This is a genomic window from Roseovarius sp. MMSF_3281 (assembly GCF_030733685.1).
GTDB lineage: Bacteria > Pseudomonadota > Alphaproteobacteria > Rhodobacterales > Rhodobacteraceae > Roseovarius.
The window spans coordinates 289,148-301,253 of sequence record NZ_JASHIM010000001.1; the positions used below are offsets into that span (position 1 = coordinate 289,148).

11 protein-coding genes and 1 tRNA gene are annotated in these 12,106 nt (G+C 62.8%); 5 read left to right on the forward strand and 7 right to left on the reverse strand.

The window, feature by feature from the left end; genetic code table 11:
• Positions 1-6 precede the first annotated feature (6 nt).
• The 4 genes from RBB32_RS01740 to dusB form a co-directional block, all read right to left on the reverse strand.
• The gene (locus RBB32_RS01740; RefSeq protein ID WP_306151148.1) at positions 7-2,223 is read right to left on the reverse strand and encodes a PAS domain-containing sensor histidine kinase; all 2,217 of its coding nucleotides are present in this window, start codon (positions 2,221-2,223) and stop codon (positions 7-9) included.
• A 153-nt stretch (positions 2,224-2,376) separates the two neighbouring features.
• Positions 2,377-3,738: a response regulator gene (locus tag RBB32_RS01745; RefSeq protein ID WP_306150943.1), complete on the reverse strand. Its 1,362-nt coding sequence runs from the start codon at positions 3,736-3,738 to the stop codon at positions 2,377-2,379.
• Positions 3,738-4,805: a nitrogen regulation protein NR(II) gene (locus tag RBB32_RS01750; RefSeq protein ID WP_306150944.1), complete on the reverse strand. Its 1,068-nt coding sequence runs from the start codon at positions 4,803-4,805 to the stop codon at positions 3,738-3,740. The genes RBB32_RS01745 and RBB32_RS01750 overlap by 1 nt, the downstream gene beginning before the upstream one ends.
• Positions 4,802-5,794: a tRNA dihydrouridine synthase DusB gene (dusB, locus tag RBB32_RS01755; RefSeq protein ID WP_306150945.1), complete on the reverse strand. Its 993-nt coding sequence runs from the start codon at positions 5,792-5,794 to the stop codon at positions 4,802-4,804. The genes RBB32_RS01750 and dusB overlap by 4 nt, the downstream gene beginning before the upstream one ends.
• Before the next feature lie 161 nt (positions 5,795-5,955).
• Here dusB and RBB32_RS01760 point away from each other — a divergent pair, with 161 nt between their 5' ends.
• Genes RBB32_RS01760 through RBB32_RS01770 form a run of 3 tightly spaced genes read left to right on the forward strand, consistent with a single transcriptional unit; the run spans position 5,956 to position 8,059 of the window.
• Entirely contained in the window at positions 5,956-7,101 is a 1,146-nt protein-coding gene (locus tag RBB32_RS01760; protein WP_306150946.1) for a bifunctional 2-C-methyl-D-erythritol 4-phosphate cytidylyltransferase/2-C-methyl-D-erythritol 2,4-cyclodiphosphate synthase, read from the forward strand.
• Positions 7,098-7,595, forward strand: coding sequence for a phosphatidylglycerophosphatase A (locus RBB32_RS01765; protein ID WP_306150947.1), 498 nt, complete (start codon positions 7,098-7,100; stop codon positions 7,593-7,595). The genes RBB32_RS01760 and RBB32_RS01765 overlap by 4 nt, the downstream gene beginning before the upstream one ends.
• Complete coding sequence (locus tag RBB32_RS01770; protein WP_306150948.1) at positions 7,592-8,059, forward strand: CinA family protein; 468 nt, start codon at positions 7,592-7,594, stop codon at positions 8,057-8,059. Before RBB32_RS01765 ends, RBB32_RS01770 begins: the two co-directional genes overlap by 4 nt.
• Here the strand turns inward: RBB32_RS01770 and RBB32_RS01775 are convergent.
• Together RBB32_RS01775 and RBB32_RS01780 are read right to left on the reverse strand one after the other, a co-directional pair.
• Entirely contained in the window at positions 8,040-9,344 is a 1,305-nt protein-coding gene (locus tag RBB32_RS01775) for an MmgE/PrpD family protein (protein WP_306150949.1), read from the reverse strand. The genes RBB32_RS01770 and RBB32_RS01775 overlap by 20 nt on opposite strands.
• Positions 9,341-9,787: a type II toxin-antitoxin system RatA family toxin gene (locus tag RBB32_RS01780; protein WP_306150950.1), complete on the reverse strand. Its 447-nt coding sequence runs from the start codon at positions 9,785-9,787 to the stop codon at positions 9,341-9,343. Before RBB32_RS01780 ends, RBB32_RS01775 begins: the two co-directional genes overlap by 4 nt.
• 78 nt (positions 9,788-9,865) lie before the next feature.
• Here RBB32_RS01780 and hpt point away from each other — a divergent pair, with 78 nt between their 5' ends.
• A complete protein-coding gene (hpt, locus tag RBB32_RS01785; RefSeq protein ID WP_306150951.1) occupies positions 9,866-10,405 on the forward strand; it encodes a hypoxanthine phosphoribosyltransferase in 540 nt (179 codons plus the stop codon).
• Positions 10,406-10,417: 12 nt separating this feature from the next.
• Here the strand turns inward: hpt and RBB32_RS01790 are convergent.
• Positions 10,418-10,494 (reverse strand) — tRNA-Arg (locus RBB32_RS01790).
• Positions 10,495-10,609: 115 nt separating this feature from the next.
• Here RBB32_RS01790 and RBB32_RS01795 point away from each other — a divergent pair.
• Positions 10,610-12,103, forward strand: coding sequence for a fused MFS/spermidine synthase (locus tag RBB32_RS01795; RefSeq protein WP_306150952.1), 1,494 nt, complete (start codon positions 10,610-10,612; stop codon positions 12,101-12,103).
• The last annotated feature ends 3 nt before the right edge of the window (positions 12,104-12,106 follow it).

Sequence of the window (12,106 nt, forward strand, 5' to 3'; positions counted from 1 at the left end):
TGCGCCTCATACCGCCTGTTGTTCCATTTCACTCATACATTCGCCTGCGGGCTTCAACGGCAGGCGTACCACCGCCATTGCCCCGCAATGACCGTTCCCGTCAAAGGCGGGCGCATCGGTCAGTTCCAGCGTCCCGCCATGTTCTTCGATGATCTTTTTCACGATGGGCAGGCCAAGGCCCGTGCCCTTTTCGCGGGTTGTCACATAGGGTTCAAACAGCCGCGTGCGATCCTCGGGAAGCCCGATACCGTTGTCGCAGATGCGGATCACCGCATTGTCGTCCTCGACCGTGCTGGTGACCCGGATCATCGGGCGGTGCCCTTCGGGCGCGCCTTTTTCCTGAAGGCTTTCAATGGCTTCGCCGGCGTTCTTGATCAGGTTGGTCAAGGCCTGCGAAATCATCGTGGAATCCAGATCGGCGGGCATCGCCTCGTGGCGCAGGTCGGTATCGAAACGAACCTCGGGCTGACCGGCCTCTTGCAACAGCACCGCCTCGCGCAGGATCTGGCCCAGATCCTCTTGCTTGGTTTGCGGCTCGGGCATGCGTGCGAACTTGGAAAACTCGTCCACGATCCGCCGCAGATCATTGGTTTGCCGCACCACCACGTCGGTCAGCTCCTCAAGCGATTGCGCCTGGTCGGTGTCCAACAGGCGCGAAAACTTGCGCTTGATCCGTTCGGCCGACAATTGAATGGGCGTCAGCGGGTTCTTGATTTCATGGGCTATGCGCCGGGCCACGTCACCCCATGCCGCCATCCGTTGGGCGGCCACAAGATCGGTCACATCGTCGAAGGCCACAACATAACCCTCACGCCGGCCATCCTCGTTATGGCGGGTCGACATGCGGACCAGAAGGTTTTCAACCCGCCCGCCGCGCGCCACCCGGATTTCTTCCTGGACAAAGCCGCCCGACGTGGACTTGAGCCGCGAGAAAAGCGCGCCGAACTCGGGCACCGCAACGCCGATATCCACCGATTGCTGATCTTCCTGCCAATCCAAAAGGCGCTTGGCCGAGCGGTTGACGAAAGTGACCCGGCCTTTCACATCCAGCCCCACAACCCCGGATGACACCGAGCCAAGCACCGAATCGAACAACCTCCGGCGGCGTTCGATCTGCCGGGTATTGGCCAAAAGCGCCTCGCGCTGGCCTTTCAACTGGCGGGTCATCTGGTTGAAATAGGTGGACAACTGGGCGATTTCGTCGTCGCCCTCTTCCTCGCGCACGCGCACGTCAAGATCCCCCTCGCCCACGCGCTGCGCGGCACTGGTCAGGCGCCCGACGGGCCGCGACAGGCGTTCGGCGAACCAAAGCCCCAGCCAGATCGAGGCAAGGATCAGGATCAGGGCAAAGCCGATGTAAAGCAGGCCAAACTCGAACAGGACACGGCCCCGTTCGCTTTCGCGTTGCTTGTAGAATTCGGCGGTTTCCTTGGTTTCGTCCAGCAGGCTCAGGATATCGCCATCGACATTGCGGCTGACGTAAAGATAGCGGTCGGGAATCTCGCGCAGCGGCATCAGGGCGCGAAACTCGTTATTGTCCCAATCCTGAATGACGATGATGCCCTCTTCGCGGGCCTGGGCAATCTGTTCAGGCGTCGGTTGTTCATAATCGAATAGATAGGATCGTTCGCCGCGCGAGCGCAAATCGCCGGTGCCGTCGATCACGAAGGCCTCGCGCAGGCCGCGTTGAATCTCGCGTTGTCCCCGCGACAAGACCTGCCGGATTTCGCCATCGTCGATGAATACCGCCGCCTGCTTGGTGGCATTGATGACCGAGGCCAAGGCGCGCGCATCGGTGATCAGATCGCGGCGGTGCTCGTCTTCATAGGCCTGCGCCGCGGCGACCGAACTGTCCACCACGCGGCCAACCCGGTCGGAAAACCATGCTTCAAGCCCCATGTTCACCGACAGCGTGGCAAAAACCGCGACCGCCACCGTGGGCAGAAGCGCGATCACCGTGAAAACCCCGGTCAAGCGCAGGTGCAACCGCGACCCGGCCGAGCGCCTGCGCCGCGCCGCCACCATGCGCGCAACCCGTTGCAGCACCAAGCCCGCAACGATGAGAACATAGACCAGATCAAGCAGCATCACGCCGCGCAACACGCGGCTTGAGGCGCCTTGATCCAGCGGCCCCATGACAAGGAAGGTCACAACGGCAAGAATCGGCCCAAGGATGACAAGACCAAGCGTGGCGATGGTCTGAATCCGCCGCTTGCGCCGCATACGGCTCAGACCGTCCCATGTCAGGATCGCAGGTATGCGTGTCCGTGTTGCCACCCATGTCCCCCATCAGCTTGTGGTGCCGCAGGGGCACCGCCGCAATATGTGGCTATTCTTGGGGTGGCAGCCCCCAAAAGCCACAGCGTTGTTGCACTTTTACATCAACTTGCGGCGGCGTGTCACGTGAATATCAAGCTCGGTGATCTTCTTACGCAGCGTATTGCGGTTGATCCCCAGCAGATCGGCGCATTTCGCCTGGTTTCCGCCGGTGGCATCGAGGGCGATTTCGATCAAGGGCAGCTCAACCTCGCGCAGGATTCGCTGGTAAAGGCCCGGTGGCGGCATGACGTTGCCGTGCAAATCGAAATAGCGCCGCAAGTGCCGCGACACCGAGGCCGAAAGCGATTCCCCCTGCCCCTGCGTCAAAACCGGCTGCGCGGCGGGTTGATTGCCCAGAACGGCCTCGACCTCGGTGCGGCTGACCTCTTCGTTCTGCGCGGTCAGCCCGATCCGGCGCACGGCGTTTTCCAACTGTCGCACGTTGCCCGGCCAGCTATAGGCGCGCATCAATTCCAACGCGCCCTCCGACAAGCGGCGCGGCGCGTGGCCCTCGCGTTCGGCGCGCAGCAGGAAATGCTCGACCAGAAGCGGCACGTCATCCACCCTGTCGCGCAGGCTGGGCACGGCCACGACGGCCCCCGACAGCCGGTAATACAGATCCTCGCGGAACCCCTCGTTTTCCAGCTTCTCGGCCAGGCGCCCCTGGCTGGTGGCCATGAAGCGCGGCACGTGATCGCCCGGCGCATCCATCATCCGCACCACCCGCGCCTGTGCCTCGGCGTCCAGATCGCCCACCTCGTCCAGAACGATGGTGCCGCCCTTGGCCCGCGACATCACCTTGGCCGGGCCTTCCAGATCGGTCAGGTCCGATGGCGTGACGGTAACGAAGGGCAAGGTGCGCCTGTCGGAAAAATCATGGATCGCGCGGGCGATCAGGCTTTTGCCGGTGCCCGACTCGCCAGTGATCAGAACCGCCAGATCGGTGTTCATCAACCGCGCCACCACGCGGTACAACCCCTGCATCGCCGGTGTCCGCCCAATCAGCGGCAATTCCTCGGGCCGCTCGTCCTCGGCCGTTGGCGTAAGTTGCCGCGCGCCCGCCTCCAGGGCGCGCGAGGTGCGCTTCATCAGGTCGGGCAAATCGAAGGGCTTGGGCAGGTAGTCGAAGGCATCCGCCTCCTCGGCCTGAATCGCCGTCATGATCGTGTTCTGCGCCGAGATCACGATCACCGGCAGGCCGGGCCGGTCGGCGGCGATCTTGGGCAGCATCTCAAGCCCATTGCCATCGGGCATCATGACATCGGTGATCACCGCGTCGCCCTTGCCTTCGCCCACCCACCGCATCAGCGTGTGCAAGGACGATGTTGCATGCACCTTGCACCCCGCCCGCGTCAGGGCCTGCGTCAAAACCGTGCGGATCGTGCGATCGTCATCGGCAACCAATACCGTGCCATCCATCAGCTTTCCTCCAGCTCCTTGCCTGCCCGTGGCAGGGAAATCCGAAATGCCGTGCGCCCCGGCACCGAGTTGACCGAGATCCAGCCGTCATGCTCGGAAATGATCTTGGCCGCGAGGGCAAGGCCCAGCCCGGTGCCGTTGTCGCGCCCCGAAACGAAGGGGTCGAAAATATCGCCTGCAATCTCTTCGGGCAGGCCGGGGCCATCGTCGATCACCTCGATCTGCAAGGGCAGGCTTTTGCCGCCGCCATCGCGGCGCACCCGCAGGCTTTGTTCGTAATAGCTGTGCAATCGAATCACGCCGCCGCCCTCGCCCGCCGCCTGCGCGGCATTGCGCAGCAAGTTCTGAATGACCTGCAACAATTGGTCCGGGTCGCCCTGTGCCAATGGAAGCGAGGGGTCGTAATCCTCGATGATGGTCATATCGGCGGCCACCCCCACGATGGCCGAGCGCCGCGCCCGGTCCAGCACATCGTGCAGGTTCACCGCCTGCATCTTGGGCGCGCTGACATTGCCGAATTGCTCCACCTGTTCGAGCAGGCCGACGATGCGGCGGCTTTCGCTGACAATCAGATCGGTCAGTTCCAAGTCCTGCGGATCAAGGTTCATCGACAAAAGCTGTGCCGCGCCGGTGATCCCGGCCAGCGGGTTCTTGATTTCATGGGCCAGCATTTCGGCCATGCCGATGGCCGATTTCGCCGCCGATTTCACCGATTGGCCTTGCGTCACCCGCCCCGCCAACTCGCGCGGGGAGATCAGCAAAAGCATATGCCCCGCCTCACCGGCCAAGGGTGCGATTTGCAGGTTGCAATGCAACGGCGCACGATCGCCGGTGCCCACGTCCACGTCATTGACGAACAAGGGTGCATCGTTGTCGCGGGCCCGCTCGAAGGCTTCCTCAAGCGGCGCATCCACGGCCAGTTTGTCCCAAACCGGTTGACCGCGAAGCGCCTTCGACGAGGAATTCAAAAACCCCTCGGCTGCCGGGTTCACGCGGTCTATGCGGTCCATCGCGTCCAGAACCAGCGCCGGCACCGGCAGGGAAGACCAGATCGCCTCGTCACTCATGCGGCGGCCCTTTCACCATCGCGGATGGCCTGCGGGATCAGGCGCAAGACCTCGGCGCTGTCGCGGCTGGTCAACAGCCGTTTGCGCAGCTCAACGCCGGTGCCCGCCTCGTCCAGGTACCAGCCCAGATGCTTGCGCGCGACACGGTTGCCCAGTTCGGGGCCGTAAAACCGCAGCATTTCTTCGTAGTGATCCGCCACCATATCCTCGAATTCCCCGCCCTGCGGGATTTGCGGCGCGGGTGCGCCCCAAAGCTCGGCGGCCACCTGTGCCAAAAGCCATGGCCGCCCCTGTGCGCCGCGCCCGATCATCACGCCATCGGCCCCGCTGGCCGCAAGCGCCTGCTTTGCTGTCTTGCCATCCACGATATCGCCATTGGCCACCACCGGGATATCAACCGCCTCTTTCACCGCCCGAATGGCCGCCCAATCGGCACGGCCCTTGTAAAACTGGCAGCGGGTTCGCCCGTGGATGGTAATCATCTGAATGCCCGCCGCCTCGGCCCGCCGCGCCAGGTCGGGCGCATTCATCAGGTTATCGTCCCATCCCAATCGGGTCTTGAGCGTGACAGGCACGTCAACCGCGCCGACCACCGCCTCGATCAGGCCAAGCGCATGATCAAGGTCTTTCATCAGGGCCGAGCCACTGGCGCCTGCGCCGCTGCTGCTGGTCACTTTTTTCGCGGGGCAACCCATGTTGATATCAATCAGCCGCGCGCCATTGGCCGCGACCATGCGTGCCGCTTCGGCCATCCAATGGGCCTCGCGCCCAGCCAGTTGGACGGATGTGTTTTCAACCCCGAAGCCAAGCTCCGCACGCTCGCGCACGCCCGGCTTGGCCTGCACCATTTCCTGGCTGGCAACCATTTCACTGACCACCAGCCCCGCGCCGAAACCTGCCACCAGATTGCGAAACGGCAAATCGGTGATTCCCGCCAAGGGCGCCAATAGAACCGGGGGTGTCAGGTTTCTGTCTGCGATGGGCAGCATCGTGTGCTTAATCCTTGTGCAATGCCTTCTCTCTACGCGTTTGCCCTCGGCTCAACAACGTTTACAAGGTGTTTTCGACCCATTCTCGGGCGGTTTGCCTATTTTTTATGCACGATCTTCGAGGATTGCGCTTGGCCTGACCACCGCCTATTGCTTCCTCCATGCAATGCGCCGCCATCATCGTCGCCGCCGGGCGCGGCACCCGCGCCGGGGGGGATCAGCCAAAGCAATGGCAACCCCTTGCAGGGCGTCGCGTGATCGATTGGACGGTGGCTGCCTTCCAGGCCACGCCCGAGTTAGACCGTATTGTCGTGGTCCTGCATGCCGACGATCTTGATCGCTATGATCCGCCCGAGGGCGTTGAGGTGACGACCGGCGGGGCCGAGCGGTCAGACTCCGTGCGGCTTGGTCTGGACTACCTTTCCGCAACCGGGTTTTCGTACGACTCGTACGTTGCCATTCATGACGTCGCCCGAAGTTGTACGAAACCGGCGTACGTTTCGTACGTTTTGTACGAATTATCCCAAGGCCCACAGCGCGCCGTGGCCCCCGCGCTGCCCGTCACCGATGCGCTTTGGATCGGGCAGGATGGCGAGGTGGCAGGCACCCGGGATCGCAGCGGGCTGTTTCGCGCGCAAACCCCGCAAGCCTTTGTTTTCGAAGATATTTTAGCCGCGCACCGCGCGCATGCTGGCCCCGCCGCCGACGATGTCGAGGTGGCCCGCGCCGCGGGCCTGCCGGTGCGCATCATCGAAGGCGACGAAAACAACCTCAAGATCACCCATGCGCACGACTTTGCAAGGGCTGAAAAAATACTGGAATTTCAAATGGATATACGCCTTGGCAATGGCTATGACGTGCACCGTTTCGGCGATGGTGACCATGTTGTCCTCTGCGGTGTCAAAATCCCGCATACCCGTGGATTGCAAGGCCACTCCGACGCAGATGTCGGGATGCATGCCCTGACCGACGCTATATATGGGGCGTTGGCCCTGGGTGACATTGGCCGCCACTTCCCTCCGAGTGACCCGCAATGGAAAGGCGCGGAAAGTCATATTTTCCTACGCCATGCCGTTGAGCTGACTCGCCAAAAAGGTTTTGAATTCAGTAACGTAGACGTCACTCTTATCTGCGAGCGCCCCAAGATCGGGCCGCATGCCGAGGCGATGCAACACGCCCTGTCCACGATCATGGGCCTTGAGACATCCCGCATTTCGGTCAAGGCCACGACCTCCGAACGCCTTGGGTTTACCGGCCGTGAAGAAGGTATCGCCGCCCAAGCCACCGCAACATTGGTGAAGACATGACTATAACCCACTCTATTGCAACGTTTTTCGGCATCGGCCATATGCGTCCCGCCCCCGGCACCTGGGGATCACTCGCCGCTATCCCGGTGGCATGGGGCCTGCACGCTTTGGGTGGGCCGATCCTCTTGGCCCTTGGCGTGATCCTGTCGTTTACTTTAGGATGGTGGTCCACCGCATTGGAAACAAAAGGAAAATCCGATCACGACCCTTCCGAGATCGTGATTGACGAGGTCGCGGGCCAATGGCTGGCCTTCCTTCCGGTCTCTATCGGCGCGGCCCACACCGGCGCCGCCCTTACCGCGCTTTGGCCGGGCTGGATCACGGCCTTTGTCCTTTTTCGCCTGTTCGACATCTGGAAACCCGGCCCCGTCGGCTGGGCCGACCGGCGCGGCGACGCGCTTGGCGTGATGCTTGACGATATCATCGCCGGTGTCTTCGCCGCCCTTGGTGTGCTACTCTTTGCGGGCTTGTCACACGGAGTTCTGGGACTGTGATCGCACAGGAGATCCTCGACCTTGCCCGCGCCGATGGCGTGATGATCACCACCGCCGAATCCTGCACAGGCGGCATGGTGGCGGTGGCGCTGACAGATTTGCCGGGGTCGTCGGATGTACTTGAACGGGGCTTTGTAACCTATTCGAATAACGCGAAAAAAGAGCAACTTGGCGTATCGCAAAATACCCTTGATGCGCAGGGCGCCGTGTCGGAACAAACCGCCCGCGAAATGGCCGAGGGGGCGCTGGTCCACTCCCACGCCGATCTTGCCGTTTCCGTTACCGGCATTGCCGGTCCCGGCGGCTCGGATCATAAGCCCGAGGGCCGGGTTTGTTTTGGTCTGGCCCGCAAGGGCCTGAAAACGTTCACGGAAACCAAGGAATTCGGCGCCCAAGGCCGGGCAGAGGTGCGCCGCCTGTCACGCGATTACGCCCTGGCCCTTCTCAAACGGGCCCTGACCTGAAGGGTTCCATTTGCATCAACTCTGAAAGGGCATCCAGATCGGGGGCCCTTTCTGTCTGCACCGCCTGCCATAGCTGTGCCTCGTGCTCCCCGACAAGGGCCGCCCCCTTACGGCGCAGCGCCTGCCATTTCTGATCCGGGTCTTGCGCTGCCATCAGGTCATGATGCCCCTCGCGCTGTGGACCGTCCTTGAGGTCAAGCGCGACCCGCGCCTCGGTTTCGGCCAAGCCCTCGTCGGCCACGACCCGAACCTTGTCGCGAAACGCCACAAGCGCGGCATCCTGCGCGCAGGCATCCGAGAAACTGGCGATATCGGCGGTGTTCCAGCCATGCAGCACCATCCCGGCCACATGGGCATAGGAAAACTTTGCCCCAAGCCCGGTGTCAGGGGCGGGTTGATTGCAGACCGTCAGCCAGCGGGGGTGCGTGGTGATCGTGATGGCCTTCACAGCCTCGGCCTCTGCCTTCAAGGGCGTCAGCGCCTCGATCGTCGCGTGCAGACCGTGACAACAGGCGTGCAGTTTATGCGACACTTCGGCCATCTGCCAAACCTCGCCCAGGCCGTCCCATGCAGCCATATTCGCCTCGCCCGCATGTGTCGGGCCAAAGCCCTGCGGGCCATCCAATCCGTCCGGGTTGGAAACAAAGCCGCGCGCCGCCAGATCGGCACAGACCACCCCGCATTCGGCGGCAAGCCCCGCATTCATCGGCTTGCCCATGGTGCCGAACTGCGATTTGAGGCCCGCGGCCTTCGTTGCGGCCAAGCCGAACGCATGGGCCACCTGCCCCGCGTCCAGCCCTTTCAGGCGGGCGACGGCCGCCGTGGCCCCAAAAGCGCCTGCCGTCGCCGTCTGATGAAAGCCGGCCTGATAATGCCCCCGGCCCAGCCAAAGGCCCACCCGCGTGGCCACCTCGAACCCGATACAGGCGGCCTCAAGCGCGGCCAGACCGTCCTTGGGCGCAGCGGCCATCACGGCGGGCAGCACCCCCACCGACAAATGCCCGATATGGGCGAAATGCGTGTCGTCGTAATCCAGGGCATGGGAGATCGTCCCATTGACCAAGGCCGCCGCCCGCGCCGGGACATGACCCCCGCCAAACATCGACGCCTGTGCCGTGCCGCCATCGTCAAGCGCCTGCGCGCGCATGATCGCGGCCACGGGCTCGGACACGCCTGCCATCCCGCAGGCCATCCAGTCGTAAAGCGATTGGGCCATGATCCCGCGCGCCGCCTGCGCGGGTTCCGCGTTTGCCACAAACGTCGCGATGTCACGCGCCAATGTCATCCGTAAAGCTCCTTTGCGCGGGTTTCGAAGGCGCGCACGATCCGCTGCATCGCCTCGTAGAAAAACAGGCCCGCCGCTTTTTGCAGGATCATGTTCTTGAATTCGAAATCAACGTCGAAATGCACGATACAGCCCTCGTCATCCTCTTCGAACCGCCAGTTCGAGCGCATGTATTTGAACGGCCCGTCCAGATATTCGGTTTCGATCACCCGATCCCCGGGCCACAGGACGACGCGGCTGCCGAAACGTTCGCGAAAGACCTTGAAGCTGATCACCAGGTCGGCCTCCATGACCCTGGAGCCATCCGCCTGATCGGTGACGCTGCGCACCCGGGCCGCCGCAGTCCACGGCAAGAACTTGGGATAGCTGCCCACATCGGCCACAAGGTCATACATCTGTTGCGCCGAGTAAGGTAGCGGGCGGCTTTCGGAATGGGAGGGCATTGATGAAGCAAGCCTTGATTTTCGCGTGACAGTATCTGGCTTTTTCATAGACTGGCCCACGAAATTCAAGGGGGCGGAATGACCAAACACCCATATGTAATCGACCAGATGATCGGCAGCGCCGAGATTTCCGCGCGGATCGACGCGTTGACCCAAGAGATCAAGGCAGAGTTCACGGATACCCGGAAACTGGTGGTCGTCGGGCTTTTGCGCGGCTCTTTCATCTTTATCGCCGATCTGGTGCGGCAGCTTGAGATGGAGGTCGAGGTGGATTTCATCGAAACCTCGTCTTACGGCAACAGCACCGAATCCAGCCGCGAAGTGCGGATATTGAAAGACCTGCGCGGCGATATCGAGGGGCGCGACGTTCTGGTGGTCGAGGATATCGTGGATACCGGCCACACGCTGGCCCATGTTCTGACCCTGCTGCGCAGCCGCCAGCCCGCCAAGCTGCGCAGCATTGCCCTTCTTGACAAGCCCTCGCGCCGCGAGGCCGAGGTCACCGCCGATTGGATCGGCTTTACCATCCCGGACGAATTCGTCGTGGGCTATGGAATTGACTACGCCCAAGCGGGCCGAAACCTGCCCTATATCGGCAAGGTGCGTTTCACGGAATGACCGAAAGGAAAATGGCGCACCTGCAAGGATTCGAACCTTGGGCCTCTGCCTTCGGAGGGCAGCGCTCTATCCAGCTGAGCTACAGGTGCCTTTGGGTGCGGCTATAAGACAAAGCGCTGCGCCCTGCAATCGGAAATCAGGGGGCTTGCACAATCCGCGATACCCGGCCCCAATGGCGACGCCCCACAAGGACAGACTACAGATATGCGCAACACACCCCTTTGGCTTTTGGTTTTTCTGCAAGCCGCCGTTTCCGCGGCCAGCCTGATCGTCGAAATCGTCGCGGGGCGCATGCTTGCGCCTTACGTTGGCATGTCGCTTTACACCTGGACGGCGATCATCGCGGTGGTTCTGGCGGGCTTTTCCGCCGGTCACTGGCTGGGCGGGCGATGGGCGGAAAGGCCCGCAGCACGGGCCATGACGCTAACGGGTTGGGCGCTTTTGGCGGCCGCGATCACCACGGCGCTTGCGGGTATGCTTTTGCGGCTCGGGGCGGGGCCTGTGCTGTCGCTGACGGACAACCCGCTTTGGTCCATTACACTGCTTTGCACGCTGGCCTTCTTTGCCCCATCGTTTTTTGCCGGTGTTCCGGCCCCCGTTCTGGCGCAAATCGCCGTCACCCGCGCCGAACAGTCAGGTCGCGCGCTTGGTGCGATGTTTGCGGCCGGGGCCATCGGAGCGATTGCCGGCACGCTTCTGGCCGGGTTCCTTTTCATCGCGTGGCTGGGCAGCGCCCTGACCATGGTAACCGTGGCCTTGGCCTATGTTCTGGGGGCGGTGCTGTGCTTTCATCTTGCGCGCGGCCTGGTGCGCCTGCCGGTGGCGGCCGTTGCGGCGCTCACCCTCGGGCTTTGCAGCTACAGCGCCACCCAGCCAACCCCCTGCGACAGCGAAAGCCGCTATTTCTGTATCCGCACCGAAAGCATCGGCGCCGACCCGAACAGCCCCGTGCACCTTATGGTGATCGACCATCTGGCCCATGGCATCAGCGCGCGTGACCTGCCCCGCGTCATGTTCACCGATTTCGCCGCCATGCTGGATGGACTGGCCCGGATGCGCATGGGCGAGCGCCCGTTTTCCGCCTTCTTCGTGGGGGGCGGCAGTTTCTCGATACCCCGCGCCTGGGCGGATCGTGGGACCGGGCCGTTGACGGTGGCCGAGATCGACCCCGAGGTCACGCGCATCGCCGCGCGGGATTTCTGGTTCGATCCCGAGACCGCCACCATCCTGACCCAAGACGCCCGCCGTGCCCTGCTGAGCCGGCCAATGGCACGTTATGACGTGATCGTGGGCGATGCCTTCACCGATATCGCGGTGCCGTCGCACCTGATCACGCAAGAGTTTTTCGAGCTGGTCCGCGACCGTCTCAACACCGGCGGAGTCTACGTGATGAACGTGATCGACTTCGAAGACAGGCTTGAGGCGCTGGCCGCGGTACATGCCACCTTGGCAACGGTTTTTCCCAAGGTTGAAATCTGGACCGAGCAACGCCAGCCACAGCCGGGGCAACGCATGGTGTTCGTGCTTGTCGCCTCGGGCGCGCAAAGCCCGGTGGATAGCATCACCCTGCCCGCGCCCGACCCCACAACCTATGGCGCCCTTGGGCGCGGCTTTACCGAAGGCCTTCTTGCCCGGAAAAAACCGCTCATCCTGACGGATGATTACGCGCCCATCGACCGCCTGCTTGGGCCGGGTTAAACC